Source organism: Streptomyces sp. NPDC002156 (assembly GCF_053593675.1).
On the sequence record NZ_JBSFDA010000091.1, the window covers coordinates 23,982 to 41,713 of the forward strand.

The following is a 17,732-nucleotide window of genomic DNA, read 5'->3' on the forward strand; positions in this document are numbered from 1 at the left end:
CATGAGTGTCGATCTTGCTGGGCAGTCCGATCCTGCTTCATGCACGACGACACGGTGTGCACCGGGTGGAGGTGGACGCCGTCATCTTTACGTTCCATGGTCGGATGAGATACGGATTCCTGGCCGAGCTGTCGGTACAAGACCGCTGACGGCCGCAATGATGCGGCAGCTCCGTGGGGAACTGCCCGCAACGCTTGCCTGTCGATGCCCCACCCGTACCGCGCGCTCGCTGGAGACGCTTCGGGGATACAGAGGTGACGGTCTCGTCACGCCCCAGTCGGCACACTGCGTCGGAGTGTCCCCCGGACACCGAGTTCCTGTCGCCACTGCCGGCTGTGGGAGGGGTTCCGTCCGATGCCAGTGCCGAAGGCTCTCGGGCTGCGGCCGAAGGTGTCGACGACGGTGCTCACAACCGCGAAGGGCCGGTCGGAGGAATCCGGTCCCGCCCGTACTCCGTCGCCGTCGTCCAACGCGGCGGTGACGGCCGGCCTGGTGAGCGGACGCGGCCCGGCGCCGGCCCCTCCCTTCCCGGGGCGACTCCCGCCTGCCGCACAGGACATGCTCGGCAACAGCGCCGTAGCGGCAGCCGGTCGCGGTGAGACCGGCGTGGCCCGGCCGGCCGGTGGCACTGCGGTCGTAGACACTCCCGCAGCCGGACCGGCCGTCGATACTCCGGCCGTTGGCGCTGCAGTCGTCGCCGAACCGGCGGCACCGGAGGCGGTGGAGGCGGCCGCTTCTTCCGGTGCCGCGCCGGACGTCAAGTCGCGGCCCGGCCCGAACGCGGACCCGAAGTTCGCGAAGCTGAAGAAGGACGTGGGGCAGAAGAAGCGAACGCTGGCCGCCTCACACCCGCCACCGCGGACCGAGGCGGGCGCGGCGCAGGACGCCGCCCTTCCGCCGAAGGACGACGCCGAGGCACAGGGCAAGACGGCCAACGCCGAGCAGATGAACGAGGCCCAGCCCAAGGAGTTCGACAAGGACGCGTTCATCAAGGCGGTCGAGAAGGCGATCGCCGACAAGGCCCCCAAGAACCTCGACGAGGCGGACAAGTTCGCCGACTCCGGCAAGGCCGACGAGATACGCGCGGAAGTGGACGGCAAGGTCGGCGAGGGCAAGTCGGACTCGGCGCAGCAGATCGCCACGACGACCGCCGCCCCGCCCGACACGTCCGCGGCCGTGCCCAAGAAGGTCGTACCGATGACCGCGGACCGGCCGCCCGGGGCCCCGGGCACCCCGGCACCCTCGAACGCCGTGCCGGACAAACTTCCGCCGTCGGCCACCGATCTGTCCGCCGGGCCCGCCGAGGTCAATCAGAGGATGGCGGACGCGCAGGTCACCGAAGCGCAGATGCAGAAGTCCAACGAGCCCACGTTCAAGAAGGCCGTGGGCGAGAAGAAGGCCGCCGAGCGCCACTCCGAGGTGGCCCCCGGCCGGATGCGCGGGCACGAGAAGAAGGAACTCAGCGCGGCCACCGCTCAGGCGAAGCGGCTCGGCACGGCCGCGATGGGCGCGATGGGCGCCCAGCGGGTGCTGACCGGGCAACGGGTCGACACGGGCAAGGGCGGCGCCAAGGGCCGGGACGAGGAGAAGAGGGCCCAGGTCACGACGCTCCTCCAGGGTGTCTTCGACAGGATGCAGAAGGACGTCCAGGGCACTCTGGACGGTCTCGACAAGCTGGTCGACGAACAGTTCGGCAGGGGGGAGAAGCAGGCGCGGGACGCGTTCACCGCCGAGCACAAACGGGGGATGGAGGAGTACAAGGACCGGCGGTATTCGGGTCCGGGGGGCAGCCTGCGCTGGGGGTGGGACCTGTTCGCAGGGCTGCCCGCAGAAGCCGACAAGATCTTCGAAAAGGCCCGCGACAACTACGTACGCCGGATGCGGCAGGTCATCTCCGATGTCGCCGACACCATCGGCGCGGAGCTGAACCGGGCCAAGAAGCGCATCGCGCAGGGCCGGACCGAGATGCGGGACGCGGTGCAGAAGCTCCCGGCCGACCTGCGCTCCATCGGCCGGGAAGCGGCGGCCGAGTTCACCGACAAGTTCGACGAACTCACCCAGTCCGTGGACGACAAGGGCACCGAGCTGGTCGACACGTTGGCCACCAAGTACACCGATGCCCTCAAGTCCGTCGACGACGAGATCGCCGCGGAGAAGGAGAAGAACAAGGGGCTTGTGGCCAAGGCCGTGGACGCGGTCAAGGCCGTGATCAACACGATCATGGAGCTCAAGAACCTGCTCCTGTCGGTTCTGGCCAAGGCCGCGCAGGCGGTGATGCTGATCCTCAAGGACCCGATCGGCTTCCTGCGCAACCTGGTGACCGCCGTCGGCGCGGGCCTCAAGCAGTTCCTGCGGAACATCGGCAGGCATCTGCAACAGGGCATCATGTCCTGGCTGTTGGGCAAGACGTCCGAGGCCGGCATCGAAATGCCCGCGAAGTTCGACACCCAGGGCATCGTGCAGATGCTGGCCTCTCTGCTCGGGCTGACCCCGCAGAGCATCCGTGCCCGGATCATCCGCAAGGTCCCGAAGATGGAACCGGCCATCAAGGCGGTGGAGGCGGGGGTGCCACTGTTCGCCGCGGTCAGCAAGCGGGGCGTCGCCGGCATGTGGGACGACCTCAAGAGCCGCGTCGGCGACATGAAGAAGGACCTGCTCGACAAGGTCATCGCGTATGTGACGCCCACGATCGTCGAGGCCGGGATCATGTGGGTGCTCTCGCTGCTGAATCCCGCGTCCGCGTTCGTACGCGCGGTGAAACTGATCATCGACATCGTCAAGTTCGTGGTCACCCAGGCGCGTCAGATCTTCGACTTCGTCAACGCCGTCCTCGACGCGGTCATCGCGATCGCCCGGGGCGGCAGCGGCGGCGTACCGGCCATGATCGAACGCGCCCTGGCCCGCGCCATCCCCGTCCTCCTCGGCTTCCTCGCCGCCCTCCTGGGCGTCGGCGGCATCGCCGCCAAGGTCAAGCAGATCGTCCAGGCCATGTCCAAGCCGGTGGGCCGGGCGGTGGACTGGGTGATCGGCAAGATCGTGGGGCTGGTGAAGAAGCTGTGGGCGAAGATCAAGTCGAAGTTCGACAAGAAGAAGCCGACGCAGAAGACCAAGCCGAAGCCGCAGCGCCGACCGGAACGAAAACGACCGGGCAGCCCACGCAAACGCCGCCCGGACAATCTACGGCGTCCCGACAAGCGACGACATCCCAAGGCCGGGCCGGATCAAAAGCGGCCGGGCGAAGGCCACACCCTCAAACCGAACTGGGAAACCGTCAGATTCTCCGCGGACGGGCACGCGCATCGGCTCTTCGTCGCGGCGTCCGGCGGCAAGGCGACGCTCATGGTCGCCAGCACGGAGCAGCCGGTCGTGAGCTATCTCAACCGCATCATCGCCGATGAGAAGACCAATCCCGAGGTCAAGCAGAAGGCTCAGGCCGCGCTCCAGCTGGCGACATCCGCAGGTGGTCAGGCGAACGAGATCGCGAAGCTTGCGGTGCACGTCCCTGAGAAGGGGGAAGCGGCGGCCAAGCAGAAGATGTCCAAGGAGCAGGCGGAGCTCTCCGCCGAACAAAAACAGCTTGCCGACCTGCTCAAGGAAATCTTTGACCAGAAGAACTCCATCGAGCCCTGGCTCGGCAAGCCCGTCGCCGATGTACCGAAGGGACTGCTCGGCTACGACGTCCGGCCGGACAGCGGAACGTTCCTGTTCGGCGAGAGCTACTCGTTCCTGCAGATTCAACGCGCAAGCGGGTTCGGATCGGCCGAAGAAAGCAGCTTCCCGATGGTGCACGTCGACCCGCACGAACTGGTGCAGAAGGGCGCGGGCATCCTGCGGGCCGACATGGAGGTAATCAAGGCGTACCGCGCCGCGATCGCCGCCCACCGGGACAAGCTGAAGCTCGACGAAGCGCCGGATCTAGAGGGTAATCCCGATGGTCTCGCGAGCCAGCTGGAGAAGGGCGCCAACAAGCAACGGCCATTCAATATGGGCATCCGTAAGCAGATGGAAGCCATCGTGAACTTCCTTCAGAAGGGTGGAGATCTCACCGGCGTCGAGGTGAAGGTCGGGAAGAAGCGCGTCGACTACACGGCCCGGATGAGCATCGACGGCCGGGCACAACACGTCATGATCGAGTACAAGCACGTGACCGGCAAGCTCAGCACCGCACGCCGGGACGAGTTGGTGACCAAATTGGCGGCCCAGCTCACCGGTCAAATAGAAGGCGGTCGTGGAAAATACACCACGCACATCATCGACTGGCCTGAGTTCAGCAGCCTCGACACACGTTCACAGGCAGAGTTCCGTGACGTCATCGAGGACGCCAAGGAGGTGGGTGCGACGATGGGCATCGACGTGAGATGGAACGGGTGATGGCCATGGATGATTCGTACGCGGCAGGCAGCCAGCTGGTCCTTCAGATGGAGGCGTCCGACGGGACCGAGAGCACCGTGCTGCGCAGAGCCGTTACCGCGCTGGGCCAGTTTGCCGGCGAAGGCTTTGAGCCGAAAGGCGCCCGCAGTACGCGCTTCCTCAACGGGGAAGGAGCGGCTATGAGGGTCGCTCTCACGCATCCTGCTCACTCGGCACTCAACTCCTGGGTTCATGTGAGTCTCGGCGATTTCGAGCCGGACGGCGTCGGCACGATCTTCTTGACGGTCCACTTGGACGAGCCGGGGGACGTTCTCAAGCAGGAATGGGAGATGGCTGTCGCCCTGACATCACAGCTCGTGGCAGGCCTCAACCCGAGCCTGGTGCATCTGACAGCGTGGCACCTTGACGGCTACGGGGAGATCTATCCGTCCACGCGCCTTCGGCCCGGCTCCCACCTGCCGGAAGAGTTCGGACCGTGGACCTATGTCTCCGGCAATGGGCTCACCGACCAGGTTCGTGTTCGACTCGCGGCCCTGCCTGGGTACGCTTCCCAGGCGCTCGGGGACGGCTGGCTGGTGAGGGCCGTCGAAAATCCCGGTGCCGAGCCGACCGAACAGTTCCGGGACGCGCTGAAGGCACTGGACACCGAACCGATCACCTACCGAGCGGCTCGTCTCGCCGCCGCTTGATCGGTTGGAACCGCGGGCGGGAACCTGTCGAGGCGGACCGGGAGGTCTCGAACGCGGACGCCGGTCGCGTGCCAGATCGCGTTGACAATGGCGGCGGCTGAGCCGCACATGCCGATCTCGCCGCTGCCCTTGGTGCCCGTCGGGTTGAGCTGATCGATGTTCTCGTCGAGCGCCAACACGGTCGTGCCCGGTCTGCTCCAGACACGTGCCTGTGCGTTAGCGATCCACCAGGCTCGGGAGATGCGCAGCTCCGGCGAGGAGATCGAGGGCATGGCGGAGGCTCGGATTCGACGTGACGTCGGAGGAGAAGCTGTCATGGCCGAGCAGATGGACCACCTGCACGACATGGCTCAAGCTCCGAACGTCGACACCCAGGTTCTGCCGTTCACCGCTGGAGCCCGCGAAGCGGCGCACGAGTGCCCTAATCGATGTGACGTCGGCCGTACCAGGTCATCACACCCTGCTGCCAGCGATCCTGCCAGTGGGCTGAACCGCAGCGTGTGTCGCGGTGCCCCGAGGATGGCGTCCTGGGGCTGGCTGTGGTGTCACCGATTCGGTGCGTCCTCGCAGCGCGTCTTCATCGGCATGACGAGCAGCGGTACAGCTGGGGCCGCCTGTGCGGCCGCTTTGGTTGTGGCTGCGTTGCCGAGCTGGTCCTGGGCAGCGGTCGGTGGTGCCTTGGCCAGCGCGTACATGCTGCGGGCCGCCGTAGCATTGCTCACCGGGCTCGGCGTCGGAGCCAGCACCTGGCGGGTGGCCGTCGCCGCCTCCTGGGCCCGCGCCGGCGGCACCGGCGCCACCAAACGGTGCAGGGAGAGCGGCGGTTCAGTAGGCAGCATGCTTGTCACCCCTGGGATCCGTCGTCGAGCAGGTGGGCGTGTGGGCCTAGTTCGGCCGGGCGGAGGAGGCGGGCCTCTCGTTGGAACTGGCGGGCCACGCCTCGTACTACGTGGCGCATTCCGATCGTAGCGCTGTCGGCGTCCGCTGCCGCCAGTGCGGCGGTGCGGGCCGCGGCCGTGATGCCCGCGCCCGTCATGTCCAGGCGGGCCAGGATCTCCAGGTCCATGTCGGGGGCCAGCGGGGCCTCCGGAGGGAAGGCCAGGCGCCAGAGTCGGCGGCGTTCCGGCGCGGCGGGCCGCGGGAAGTGGAGGACGAAGTGGAAGCGGCGGGTGAACGCCGGGTCGATGTTGTCCTTGAGGTTGCTCGTCAGGATCACCAGGCCTTCGCTCGCCTCCAGGCGTTGCAGGAGGTAGCCGACTTCCAGGTTGGCGTAGCGGTCCGTGCCGTGCTTCACCTCGCCGCGCTTGCCGAACAGGGAGTCGGCCTCGTCGAAGAGCAGTACCGCGTGGCTCTCCTCCGCCTGACGGAACGCCGCCTCCATGTTCTTCTCCGTCTCCCCCACCCACTTGGACACGACCTGGGCGAGGTCCACCTTCAGCAGTTCCAGGCCCAGCATGCCGGTGACGATCTCCGCGGACATCGTTTTGCCCGTCCCCGGCTCGCCCGTGAAGAGCGCCTTCACTCCGCCGTGTGCCGTGCGGTGGGCGAAGCCCCAGGTCTCGGCGATTCGGGGCCAGGCGCGGAACGCCGAGGCGATCTCCAGGATCTGGTTCAGCTGGGCGTCCGGCAGGACCAGGTCATCGACGGTGCGCCGGGGCACGATCGACTGGACGCCGCTGCCGCTGCGCCCCCGCGTGACGGTGGCGATGGCGGGTTCGACGTGGTCGGAGACCGGTTCCGGGCTGCCGTTGCCGGCCAGGCGCGCCCCGGCGCCCGCGACCGACGCCACGGCGCGCAGTTCCCCGCCGCTCATCCGGTAGCGGGCGGCGAGGTCTTCCAGCAGGGGGCCGTCCAGGTCCGGAAGTGCGGCCGACCACATGGCTCGGCGGTCCCCCAACCCCGGTGTGGGCACGGTGAGTTCGGCGTACGCGCGGGCGGCGAGCAGGCCTGCTGGGCGCCAGGGTTTGAGGCCGGTCAGGCACACCGGCACGCGGGAGCGGAGCAGCGCCGCCGACACCGACTCGGCCTGGCCGCCGTGCGGTTCGCCGTGCAGGTCGTCGGTGGGGATCCACAGCACCGCGTTCAGGGCGGCGGCCGTCCGGAGGTCCGCCCCGGGGTCCGCTGTCAGCCGCCGTAGCGGTGTTCCCGCCACTCGGGCCAGTGCCTGTACGGCGTCGAGCTGACCGTCCGGCGGGCATCCCCACAGCCCGGCGAGGTCGATGTCGCCGGAACCCAGCGCGCGACCGAGGCGGGTGAGGTCGTCCGAGGACAGGTACGAGGAGAACACACGGGGTTCCGGCTCCACGACCTCGCCCGGATCGTGGCCGAGCAGACCGACGTCGCCGCCCCAGCCCAGCAGGAACTCCAGCACGCCGGGCCCCAGGACCAGTTCCTGGGAGAGCTCGACCGGGGCCTCGCCGTGGGCGCGCAGCAGGCCGTACCGGCGCAGTGGCCCGGTCGGTCCGAGAGCGCGGCGCCGCGCGAGCCGGGCCGCCGCTCCCCCGGGGACTTCCGCGACCCCAGGGACTTCTGCGGCCCCAGGGGCTTCTGCGGCCCCAGGGGCTTCCGTGGCCCCAGAGCCCTCCGCAGTTGCCGGGCCCGCTCCGGTCCCGAGGCCCTCCGCGCCCCCCACGACTCCCGCACTCCCCGCGCCGACCGCGCCCATCGCCCCCACCGTGACAAGCAGTTCCACGCTCGGCAGTCGCCGGTTCAGGTTGTCCACGATGTAGGCGTAGATGCGTTCGTATCCGCGGTCCAGTTCGGGCGCGGCGACCAGGAGCAACGCGTCCTGGTCGGCGTGGGTCAGGCCGAACCTGGTGGCGAGTGCGTCCAGCGGCAGGGTGCCGCCCTCGGCGGACGCGCGTCGCCTGAGCAGGCGTTCGGCCTCCGGCTCGGGCCGTACCGGTGCGTACGGTCCCGCCATGGCCTCGGTCAGGTCGTGCACCTCGTCGAGGAGCACGCCGACCTGTTCGTCCGTCACGCAGTACGGCGTGAGGTCCGGCCGGGTGAGCCTCGCGGCGATCCGCGCCTGCCGCTCGACGGCGGCACGCAGCGCCCGGTGCAGGTCGGCCAACCGGATCCGCAGGTGCTCGACCGCCGGCTCACCCACGCCCGTCACCCAACCCACTCGTCGTTTCACCCATGTCCGTCTCCCGCCCCATGCGGGACTTCCCCATGACCGTCACCCGCCCTTGGTTCACCCACGCACGTCACCCGCCCGAGAACGTCAGGGTCCGGCCGTCCAGCCACACCACGTCGGGAACGTCCGCGAGCAGTCCGCCGCGCAGCAGGTCGGCATGGCGCCGCCCCAGCGGGACGCGCACGCGGACGGCGTCGGACTCGTACCGGACGGTGGCCTCAAGGTCTGCGAAACGGCTCAGGGACAGCAGCGGATGCGGTGTCTCGCGCCCTTGCCAGAGCGTCCAGGCGATCGTGGACAGGCCCAGGGTCGCGGCCAGGGTGACGGTGCGCTCCAGGTCGCCGTCGTCCGCGAGTGGCACCGCTCTCCGTTCCACGGCCAGGGCAGTCACCAGGTCCGCAAGCCGTGCCGCGTGGCCGGGCAGCTCCGCCGCGAGCCGCGGATCCGGTCGTCCCTCCCCCAGTCCGTCCTCCACTCCATCCCCGGCCGTCCACAGCGGGGTGCGCCAGGGCAGGCGTGTCACCGGGTCGCCGCGCAGTGGTCGTACGGCGGTCATGAACGGCACGCCCGCCGCCGCCAGTTCGCGCAGGGCTCCGGGTGGCAGGGGGCCGTCGCAGATCAGTACGGGTGGCCGGCCGCACGCCTGCCAGTGCGGCAGCAGTCGCGCGGTCTCCCCGGCCCAGGCGATCGGGAACATGCCCTGGGCGTCGACGAGGAGCAAACCGTCGTCGACGCCGGTGATCAGGAGCGGGTCGGCGGGGTCGTGGCCCCGGCACACCGAGAGCGCCAGGACGCCGTCGAGGAGCGGGAGCGCGGGGCCTGCCTGCCGGGCGAATTCCGTGAGCCGCTCTTCGGACACGGGCGGGGCGAGGCCGGCGAAGGCCGCCGCCGCTTCCCTGTCCTGCTCGGTGCGGCGCCAGCCCCGTGCGGTCGCGCCCAGCACCTTGTACGCCAGGGCGGCCGCGAACAGCGGTGCCTCCTCGGCCAGTTCGACGCCCGCCAGGGCGGGCCCGAGCGCGTCGAGGTACCCGATGCGCGCCAGTGGCCCGGCGAGCAGGAAGGGCAGCACCGAGCCCACCCGAACCTCGCGAGCGGTGGTGCGGGACCGGGACACGGATATGCCCTCGGCCGAGGGGGACGGGGGCTCAGAGGTCCGGCCCGGCCGGTCCGGGTGCCCCACCGCGTCGGGCAGGGACCCCGCGAGCCGCGCGACCTCCTCCCGGTCCGCCGATGCGGCGTAGTCCGTGAGGAAGCGGGTCAGGGCCGGTCCGGGCTGAGCGTCCCGCAGCTGCTCGGGCAGTCCCTCCGTCGTCCCGGACAGGAGGGCGCGCCGGGCGAGTTCCGCGAGCAGCCGTCCGGCCGACGCGTCGTCGGCTCCGAGCAGGGCGAGCAGGTAGACGTGGAGCGAGTGGTCCGGGAGCAGGGCGAGGAACGCGTCCAGTTCGTTGCGTTCGGCGAGTTCGGTGAAGAGCGCGGCGGTCGGTGGCGCCGACCACAGCCGCCGCTCCGGCGACAACTCCTCCTCGAACGACACTGGTTGTGCGGAGGACGCGTCGGTGAGGAGTTCCGTCACCGACACCGGCGCTACATGGACCTCGAAAGGCATCTCGCCCCGTCCGGACCAATCGGGCCTGCCCGGACGGACGGTGACGGTCACCGGCTCGGTGATCTCCACGTCCGGGCCTTCGCCCACGAGGTGTTCCGCGAAGTGCTCCTCAAGCACCTCGGGGAGAGCGTCGACGACCTCGCGGACCAGACCGCGTGGATCGGGCCCCCAGCTCCACCCACCGCGCCGGACCACCGTCATCGTGCAGCGGTGCACCTCGATCTCCCCGGTGGTCCGGACGGTGGGCGCGCTCATGCCACGTTCACCCGCTCCAGAAGGCCCGCCCAGCCGGTCACCAGCACGAGCACACCGTACGCGGTGTCCCCGGCGAGGGTCACCGGCAGCTTCACGCTTCTCCGCCCGTCGGGGATCTCGCCGGCGAGGACATGGGTGGTCCGGCTGTCGGAGACCAGTGCGACCACTCGGGTGGGGGCGGTCGTGGGGACGGGCACAGTGACGGTGAGGCCGTCCGTCGCCGGCTGGAGACCGCCGGTCCACGACGGCAGGTGCAGCAGCTTCGGCTTGGGCTTCTGGTCGGACCCGAACTCGACCGCGAACGCCAACGGCTCGGCCAGCGCGCCCGGTTCTTCGTCCACGGCCGCTACGGCGAGGTCACGGGCGTCGACCGGAAGGATCGCCGTACCGTCCGCGCCGAGGGAGACCCGCAACGGCAGCTCGGGGCCGACGAGAGCGGCCGCCTCGGTCGGGGCGCTCGCGCCGATGAGTGCCAGCGCGCCCAGGACATGGGCAGTGTCTTCCGCGTACACCACGGAGAGAGCCATCGTCAGCCACCGCCGTTCGTTGCCGAGACCGTCGCCACGACGAGGAAGTCGACCGCCCCGGGGCGCTCGACGACGCCACCCGGGCCGTTCGACGGGTCGTACAGACGTGCCCTGCACCGCACCCGCAGGTCGTCGTCCACCGTGGCCTCCACGGGGACGTACAGCACCGACTCCCCCAGGACGGGCGGGGTACGCGGCGTCAGATGGACATGAACGAGGACCCGGCCGTCGGCGACCTGCTGTGCCGTGATTCCCGCCGGAAGCGGCAGCAGCATGCCGTCGGTGGCCGTCCCCGACGTCACCAAGGTGCTGCCCGCCGGCATCGTGCCCTCGAAGCTGCCCGCGATCTTCAGGTTGCCGTTGGCCGCCATGGTCAGCAGCGGGTCGACCGTGCCGCCGCCCTGGTACAGGCCGAAGACCAGACTCGGCCGGTCGCCGCCGGACAGCACGATCGCGGGCTTGCCCTCCTCGGCCGCCTGGCCCGTGCGCAGGGTCAGGGAGCCCGACTGGGCCGAGACGATGTCCGCGCGCACTCCGGAGTAGCGCACCGGAACCTCGCGCGCCACGGTCTCGACGCCACTGAAGTGGCCGTCAGCCCAGCGGACATAGCCCAGCAGGATGCGCCACAGAGCCGGCGGGGCGGCCAACTGGGCGCCGATCTCCGGTGGTTGCTGATCGGCGACCGTCCGCTCGTCGCCGAGCCGCCCGAAGGAGATCTCGTACGAGTCCTCCACCCGCGTTCGTCCGCCGGCACCGCCGCACGAGTCCGGGCGCGCGGACGTGGCCGGTTCCCGGTCGGCCACGGCGAGGAAGACCGGATAGGGCTCTTCCTCCTTCGGGTCCGCGCCGTTGACCTCCTCGAAGTCGCTCTCCCGCAGCACGACCGGGTCGGTGAGGACCACCTCGCGGCCGGTGCCGTCGACGGCGTACCCCGGCTCCACCCGCACCTCGACGTACCGGGCGTTGGTCACCGGGTCGGTGCGCGGCTCGGTGGTGAGGGCGAGTCCTTCGGCGACACCCCATTCGTGCAAGTGGCGTGCGTGCCGGGCGGATTGGCCGCGCGCGTACTCGACCGTGGCCGACAGGTCCGCGGCGGCCAGCACCTGGCCCTCGTGGAACGCGGGGCGCATCGGTCCCGTCATGGCGTCTCACCGGGCTTCCGGGTACGGGACGACCGGGTCCGCTTCGCCGGGGGTTTGGCAGGGGCCTTCGCCGGAGGAGCCTTCGCCGGCTCGGCGGGCGGGGCGGGCTCGGCGGGCTGTGCTTCGTCGCTCCCTGATGCTTCGCCGCCCTCTGATGCTGCATCGGCCCCTGATGCTGCATCAGCCCCTGGTGCCTCTGCGCCACGCGGTGCGTCGCCGTCACCACCCGGAGCCCCTTCGAGCTCCTCCAGCCGGGGCCCGAGCCGCTCCGGCAGTTGCTCCGCCACGTGGCTCATCTGCTGCTGTGCGCTGCCAAGTTGCGCGCGCAGCCCCTCCAACGCCGCGTTCAGGTCGGCCACTTGTGTCCGGAGCATGGCCAGTTCCTGCATGCTGTCGGTCACTTCGCTGGGGGTCGTGTAGACCTGCTCGTGCAGAGCCTTCGGCGGGGTCTCCCCGGGCGCCCGGGTGAGCAGCAGGGAGAGCATCTCCTCCAGGTCGCCGGTGCGTGGCCAGTCGCCGAGCAGCCCTTCGACGTACGGCCGCGGCACGGGCCCTTCCGACGGGAGTTCCGGCCTGCGGTGGCGCGGCGGGGGCTTGCAGCACAGCCGTTCGGCCAGTTCCCGCAGCCGGTAGAGCTTGGGCAGCCACTCCCCGTACGCCGATCCGCCCGGCAGCACCTGTTCCCGGGTGGCGGAGCAGATCCGTACGACGTCGCAGCCCTTGAGCTCGACGTGCGCGAGCAGGACGTCGGTGTCGGTGGAGTCACCGCACGGCGGGTTCAGCGTCGCGCATGCCACGTCGGTCACGAACCGGCGTACCGCCACGCCCAGTTTCGCGGCCGCCTCCGCGATCTGCTGCAGCTCGGCGATGGTCGCGCGCTCCACGCTGTCCGTCGGCGGAGGCGGCAGGAGCGGCGGTACGTCGATGGCGGCGACCTTCTTGCGCAGCCTGCAGTCGGTAAGGCCGGGGCTCTGCTCCAGGCGGCCGAGGAGCCACTCGCGGATCAGGCTCAGGTCGGCGTGGAACTCGACGCGCAGTGCGTGGCTGAGCGGTGTGCCCTGGGCGATCAGCCGTACTTCCAGTGGTGCGTCCTCGTCCTCCCTGTCCATCGCGACCCGTGCCGCGGTCTCGGTGACCACCGCGCGGGCGATGGAGCGGCGCAGCGGATCCGGCCAGGTGGCCTCCTCGTCGATGCCGCGCAGCCGGTCGCACGCCCCGCTGAGCGTGCGGCGGGCGACGTGGACCGACGTGAGGTCCGGGTACTGGTCCGTGAGCTGCTTCTGTCCGGCCGGGTCGTAGGTGTCGAACCGGGCGACGGCACTGGCCAGCGCGCGGACGTGCTCCGTCATCTCCCGGGCCGTGGCCGGTGGCAGTGGTCCCTCGCCGCCCCCGTTCTCGCTCAGCCAGGCGAGCCCGGCGGCGTACCGCTTGGCGTCGGCGGCGTCGAAACGGAAGGTCCGGCCCGTGCCGACGGCCGCGGCGAACAGGGCGTCGACGTAGTGGCCGAGCCGCCGGTCGCGACTGCGGGCCCGGTCGGCCCGGCCCAGGTCGCCGAGTCCTGCGAGCAGTTGGGTGCCGGGGTTGTGGCGGTGGTCCTCGACGTCACCGCCCTTGACGAGGAACCGGAAGCCCTCCTGGACCCGGGAGGGAACGCACCCGGGTGAGGGGCAGGGCTCCTCCGTGGCGTACGGCGCCACCGGCTCGACCGGGAGTTCCTGGTAGCGCACGAAGAGGCCGTAACGGCGTACGCCGTCGTCGTCGCAGGGCTCCCCGCAGTCCACACCGCGGGCGCTGACGCGCTGCTCCTGCACCAGGGCCTGTACGTCGACCTGTTCGGTGCAGGACACCACGATGTCGTTGCCCGCCGGGTCGAAGGCGTGTCCGGGGTGCACCACCACGGTTCCGCCGCCGCAGGGATCGCAGCTGACGCCGAGTCCGCAGACCACTCCCGGACCGGACAGGGAACGGTTGTGCAGTCTGTCCTTCGCCGCCGTGTAGTCGACGAGCAGGCTGAGATCGTCCTCGGTCAGCAGTTGTCCCGCGAAGAAGCGAGGTCGTACGAAGGCGGAGGTACGGGTGGCGTCGCCCCCGCAGCCGCATCCGCAGTCGGTCCGCATGATCAGCGCTCCTTCACGAAGAACCAGCTCTCGAAGACGTCCCCACCCACACCGGTGCCGGACGTCCAGGGGCCGATGCCGGACGGCGGGAGGTCGCAACCGCCGTGCCTGGCCGCCCCTTCGGAATCGGTGGTGTCGCCGGTGTCGGTGATACCGGCCGTATCAGCGGTGTGGGAGTCCGCGTCGATCAGCGGTACGCGTCCGCCGACATGGGTGCCGTCGACCGGGCGGCAGCAGCGGTCCAGGATGAACGCGGTCCGGACGGTGATCGTCAGACGGTCGCCGTCCTGCAGCGACTCCCGCGTCGTCTGCCGGTACCGGAACTCCTGGGTGAACTCGCACGACTCGACGTCGGGTTCGGTGAACTCGCCGCGCATGTACGAGATGCCGGCGTTGTTGCCCCTGCCGCCCTCGATCACCTGGAGGTCGACCACGCCGGGCCGCAGCGAGTCGGTCCTGACGTCGTCGGAGAACCGCACCACCAGCCCGCCGTCCTCGTTCTGGGTGCCGAGCAGGGCCTTGGCCTCGTCGATGGTGTAGGTGTGCCCGTGGATCCAGTTCACGCCGGTGATGACCGTGGGCACATGCCGGCCGAAGGGGCGGCGGACGTTCATGTGGATCTGGTGTTCGCGCACCGGTTCGTGCCGGTCGGCGCAGTCGATCCTGGCCAGCCAGAGCACCTTGTGCTCGCACGGGGAACAACAGGTGTCGCAGCGTTCGTCCGCCGGGGGCTCGCACCCGGTGACGCGCACCGTGAAGCACTCCTCCGTCCAGCCGTACTCGCAGTCGGAGGTGTCCGCGCAGGCGTCGTTGTAGACGGCTCGGGTGGCTTCCACGGGCCGCTCGGCGTACTGGACGCCGACCCAGACGGTGTCCGTGTCCCGTTCGTCCGGGGGCAGTGCCTTCCACAGGTCGATCACGCAACCGCCCCGCACCACGACCTCGTTGCCGTCGCAGTCCACGGCGAGACCGGGCGTGATCCGCACCCTGGCCCGGTGCCGGGTACGTTCCGTCTCCGTGCCGCCGTCCTGGCCGGAGCGGCCCAACTCCTCGGCTTGCTCCGCCTGTTCGGTCGGTTCAGCCTGTTCGGCCTGCTCCGCCCGATGGTCCCCGTCGTGGTGCCTCACCGGCTCCACGAACAGGCCGCACACCACGCCGTACCCGAGCAGGGCGCGCATGCGCAGCTTCAACTTCTCGCGGTAGTACTCCTGTTCACGCTGGAAGTCCCTGGCCCCCAGCATCTGGCCGTGGAAGTACCGCAGCCTGCGCAGTGGTGGCGCGTCGAACTCCGCCGGCCGTTGCGCCCCTGTCTCCGTCATCGCTGTCCTTTCACCACACTCGCGTATGCACACCGACGGCGGAGACGACTCCCACACCCACCCCTCGGCGCAACCCTCTGGGTCCTGGTCCGATCACCCCGTCGCGGCCCAGCCGCAACGGGCGTTCGCCGCCCAGAACGGGCGGCGGAAGTGGTACGAACGCCGTGTCCACGCCGACCGTGGAGCGCGAGCCGACCACGAAGCCCGCGCCACCCGTCCGTACCGAGCCCACCGTGTGCGCCGGTGCCTGCCGCTCCACGAGCCGCCGCAGCGCCTGCTCGTCCGCCGGTGCGGCGGGCAGAAGCACCCGGAACCGGTGCGCGTGCGCGGTGAGCGGGTCGGTGTCCGGCGCCCCGAACGCCCGCAGGGGCGCCGCGCCCAGCGCCGAGCCGCCGATCCGGAACCGGCTCGACGACCGGCTGAACAGCCGCACGGAGCCGACACCCAACCCCTGTGACGCCTGGGGCTCCCGGGGCTCCTGGGTGTCGACCGCCTCGCGCAACCACGCCCACCGGCGGTCCGTCGCCAGCTCGTCGATGACCGGGCACACCCCGAACACGATCCGTACCGCCTCCCGCAGCGCCCACGGCGTGCCCCGGCGCCGGTACAGCTCCGGAGCCGCCGCCAGGAGCGCGCGCCGGGTCCCGGCGTCCCAGCCGGCCTCGAAGGACAGGCCCAGCAGTCCGGCCAGCCATGGCAGCACACGGTCCGGGACGCCGGCCGGGTCGAGGAGCGCCGGGTACCGTTCGATCACCCGGTCGAGGTCGGCGAGCGAGGCGTCGAACAGGGACAGGAAGCGCTCGGTGAAGTCGTCGGCCGCGGGGTCCATCCGGTAGGCGGGCGGCAGGAGTTCGGCGCTGGTGGACCGGGGGAAGTCCAGGCGGATCCGGCGTACGACCGGTGTCGCGCCGCCGTCGCCCGACAGCCGCAGTCGCAGCCGCAGAAAGCGGCCGGGCGGCTGGTCGACGAGGAAGTCGGTGACGCCGGGGGGCGAGATCTGCCAGTCGGTCTCGTCGTAGTGGTCGTCCTCGGACACCACGATCTCGACCGAGACCGCGGTGCCGGTCGGCACGTCGGCGTCCACGCGCACGCGGTGCCAGCGGCAGCGTGAGATGCCGCTGTCGATCAGGCCGGTGAGGAGGAATCCGTCGGTCGCGTACGGTGTCGTCGCTGTCGGCGGGGTCTGTCTCGGCCCGCCCTGCCAGGTGTGGCAGGTGGTCACGGCGCCGTCCGGGCCGTTCTCCCGCAGACAGAATCCGTCCTCGTCCGCCGAGATCAGCGCGGACGGCGGCAGGGCCGCGACGAGTTCGTCGACGGTCGCGACACGGAAGGTACGGTGCCCGCCGCGCCGGTTGACGCCCCGGTAGATCGTCAGGCGGCCGTCGTCGTCCGTGAGCAGCCAGACCGTCCGGCCCTCCCCGGTGCGCAGCCCGACGACCTCTCCCTGCGCACCGGTGCGCAACAGCCCCCGGAAGGCGCCCGTCGAGTCGAACCGGCGCAGGTCGGTGTCGCCCGCGCAGGCCACGAGGACCTCGTCCCCGGGTGCGGGCGCGGCCCACCGGGGCTCGTCTGCCCTGATCACACCGGCGAGTTGCTCTCCCTCGCGGCGCCACACCAGGACTCGGTCCCCGTCCACCACGGCCAGCCGGTGTCCCCGCGCGGCGACGGAGACGGGCTCGCGCAGGAGGCCGGGGTCGCACGAGGGCGGCCATACGGCGGTCCAGGTGCCCGTGCAGACGTCGCGCCGCAGCAGGCCCGGCCCGTCCGGGACGAGCAGGTACCAGGAGCACGGGCCGCACCCGGGCGCGAGGCGGGGGTCGGGGAACCACGGCAGCAGTTGCTCCCTGGTGGGGCCGTCCGGCGCGGGGCCGCTGTGGGCCAGCCGGATGCCGGCCGGGTCGTCGAAGCCGACGATGTTCTCCAGCCCCGGCTCGCCGCCGACGGGCTCCTCCCAGCCGACATAGGCGTCGAGGAGGCGGAAGGTGGCGGGGTGCGGGGTGCACGTCATGTCCGGTCTCCTACCGGGATCAGCAGCGGGCGCTCCGGCCAGACGAGGGTGTGGGGCGGGATCGCGTGATCGGCGCAGGCCGGCTGCCGTATCCCGTCGACGACCAACGAGAGCCGGGAGACGGCCAGGACGCCGTCGGCCGCGAGGAGGCGCCGGAGCAGCGCCGTGTGCCGCAGTGCGCCGCCGAACGGCCAGCCCGCGCCGTTCTCCCCGCCGGTGAGCGGATCCAGGTAGGTGCGCACCGCGTCGCCCGCCCCGGTCAGGACGGTGGCCCGGTCGAGGTCCGGGTCGAGCGTGACCCACGCCTCCACGGCAACCCTCCGGTACGAAGCGGGGGCGGCGACCACCGTGACCCCGGCGGGGGCGACCTCGCGGGTCAGGTACTCGGTGACGGCCCGCAGGGTGGCGGCCGTGGGGACCGGTGGTTCGCCGGTGTCGTCGGCGGGCGGTACGACGAGGACTCCCACGACGCCGGGGATCGGCGTTCCGGCGAACTCGGGGTGCAGTCGGTGGTGGCGGCGCCCGCGACGTCCAGGCACTTGCCGCTGTGCTCGTTGAC

Annotated in this window: 11 protein-coding genes; 2 read left to right on the plus strand and 9 right to left on the minus strand. The window is 70.9% G+C overall.

Going from position 1 to position 17,732, the window contains the following annotated elements; all coding sequences use genetic code 11:
* The first annotated feature begins 354 nt into the window (after positions 1–354).
* Both ACWCRB_RS30685 and ACWCRB_RS30690 read left to right on the plus strand, forming a co-directional pair.
* A complete protein-coding gene (locus ACWCRB_RS30685) occupies positions 355–4,371 on the plus strand; it encodes a phage tail protein (RefSeq protein WP_450999136.1) in 4,017 nt (1,338 codons plus the stop codon).
* Positions 4,371–5,060: a hypothetical protein gene (locus ACWCRB_RS30690; protein ID WP_450999137.1), complete on the plus strand. Its 690-nt coding sequence runs from the start codon at positions 4,371–4,373 to the stop codon at positions 5,058–5,060. Before ACWCRB_RS30685 ends, ACWCRB_RS30690 begins: the two co-directional genes overlap by 1 nt.
* A gap of 545 nt (positions 5,061–5,605) precedes the next feature.
* On the opposite strand, the gene ACWCRB_RS30695 is transcribed toward ACWCRB_RS30690, so the two are convergent.
* The 9 genes from ACWCRB_RS30695 to ACWCRB_RS30735 all read right to left on the minus strand — a co-directional run.
* The gene (locus ACWCRB_RS30695; RefSeq protein ID WP_450999138.1) at positions 5,606–5,899 is read right to left on the minus strand and encodes a hypothetical protein; all 294 of its coding nucleotides are present in this window, start codon (positions 5,897–5,899) and stop codon (positions 5,606–5,608) included.
* 5 nt (positions 5,900–5,904) lie between these two features.
* Positions 5,905–8,169, minus strand: coding sequence for an ATP-binding protein (locus ACWCRB_RS30700; protein WP_450999139.1), 2,265 nt, complete (start codon positions 8,167–8,169; stop codon positions 5,905–5,907).
* Positions 8,170–8,269: 100 nt separating this feature from the next.
* On the minus strand, positions 8,270–10,060 hold the full coding sequence (locus tag ACWCRB_RS30705; protein ID WP_450999140.1) for a hypothetical protein: 1,791 nt from the start codon (positions 10,058–10,060) through the stop codon (positions 8,270–8,272).
* Complete coding sequence (locus ACWCRB_RS30710) at positions 10,057–10,587, minus strand: hypothetical protein (protein WP_450999141.1); 531 nt, start codon at positions 10,585–10,587, stop codon at positions 10,057–10,059. The genes ACWCRB_RS30705 and ACWCRB_RS30710 overlap by 4 nt, the downstream gene beginning before the upstream one ends.
* A 2-nt stretch (positions 10,588–10,589) precedes the next feature.
* Positions 10,590–11,729, minus strand: coding sequence for a hypothetical protein (locus ACWCRB_RS30715; protein ID WP_450999142.1), 1,140 nt, complete (start codon positions 11,727–11,729; stop codon positions 10,590–10,592).
* A complete protein-coding gene (locus ACWCRB_RS30720; protein ID WP_450999143.1) occupies positions 11,726–13,846 on the minus strand; it encodes a hypothetical protein in 2,121 nt (706 codons plus the stop codon). The genes ACWCRB_RS30715 and ACWCRB_RS30720 overlap by 4 nt, the downstream gene beginning before the upstream one ends.
* Before the next feature lie 2 nt (positions 13,847–13,848).
* Positions 13,849–15,165, minus strand: a complete 1,317-nt coding sequence (locus tag ACWCRB_RS30725) for a hypothetical protein (RefSeq protein WP_450999144.1) — start codon at positions 15,163–15,165, stop codon at positions 13,849–13,851.
* 10 nt (positions 15,166–15,175) lie between these two features.
* The gene (locus ACWCRB_RS30730) at positions 15,176–17,173 is read right to left on the minus strand and encodes a phage tail protein (protein ID WP_450999145.1); all 1,998 of its coding nucleotides are present in this window, start codon (positions 17,171–17,173) and stop codon (positions 15,176–15,178) included.
* The coding region (locus ACWCRB_RS30735) for a baseplate J/gp47 family protein (protein ID WP_450999146.1) at positions 17,170–17,732 on the minus strand (563 nt) is incomplete at its 5' end. The genes ACWCRB_RS30730 and ACWCRB_RS30735, both read right to left, overlap by 4 nt.